The sequence below is a fragment of the Acinetobacter sp. AL9 genome (assembly GCF_041464035.1).
In the GTDB taxonomy this organism is placed as follows: domain Bacteria; phylum Pseudomonadota; class Gammaproteobacteria; order Pseudomonadales; family Moraxellaceae; genus Acinetobacter; species Acinetobacter towneri.
On sequence record NZ_JAYFSK010000136.1, the window covers coordinates 1 to 975 of the forward strand.

The following is a 975-nucleotide window of genomic DNA, read 5'->3' on the forward strand; positions in this document are numbered from 1 at the left end:
TAAGCTGTCATTAAAAAGTAAACATGTATTCTTTTCCGAATTGGTTTGATACTCTCTCCACCCATTGCTCTATTTTATCAGCTGTCATGACTTGAAAATCTCGCCAATAATATTTCATCTGCTTCCATACCATCTCGATTCGATTTAACTCAGGGCTATAAGCAGGAATAAAATACAAATTCGTCGAAAAGTTACTTTTAAGTAGCTCTCTGTAATCAGCCATCTTTTTACTTCTATGAATCGAGGCATTATCAACAATAAGAACCAATGGAAGGTTATAAGTCTGTTTTACTTGTTGAGCTATTCCAGTTAAATAGGCATAAAACCAAGTGCTTGTAACTGACTCTTGTAAACAACTTGTCACCAGTTTCCCCGTTGAAAGCAAACACCCCATGACATTAACTCGTTTTAATCTTATTGCATCAACCGCATGAACATCACCTATCTTTGTCCACGCATAGCGGTTATCAGGTGTAGATGAAAACCCTGTTTCATCAACATAACCTAATATAATTTCACCACGTGCCGCTTGCTCTCGTAATTTTTCAATCTGCTGTGTTGCTTGTTCAAATGCAATCGGATCTCTTTTTTTTCAAGCTATGACGGGTACGCTTGAAGACCATACCTGAATCACGTAAAAACTTACGAATGGTTTCAACAGACACGGACACTTCGTATTCTTCATGTAGTTTGACTCGGATTTGTTCTGCATTGAGTGGACTTGTATTGACCCAATCTAGGATTTTCGCCTGATAGTCTGAGATCAATGTATTGGGCCGACCTGAGCGATGACCTTCTTTAATCGATTCAAACTCATACAATTCCCAACGTCGGCGTTGTAGCCTTATGGTTTCTGGGATACGTTCTTGTAGAGTGGCAACTTCCGCAACACTTTTACCTTCAGAAAGCCAGAGAATAGTTTGGGCACGTTGTCTTTCACGCCAATGTTTTGCATGCTTGGCCAGAAAAATGAGT

Annotated in this window: 2 protein-coding genes; both read right to left on the reverse strand. The window is 39.4% G+C overall.

What is annotated here, in order from left to right:
• Positions 1–10: 10 nt before the first annotated feature.
• Positions 11–577, reverse strand: a complete 567-nt coding sequence (locus tag ACEO2X_RS13920) for an IS630 family transposase (protein WP_121533679.1) — start codon at positions 575–577, stop codon at positions 11–13.
• Positions 567–975, reverse strand: a 409-nt coding sequence (locus ACEO2X_RS13925) for a transposase (RefSeq protein ID WP_371972165.1), incomplete at its 5' end; no start/stop codon positions are given. The genes ACEO2X_RS13920 and ACEO2X_RS13925, both read right to left, overlap by 11 nt.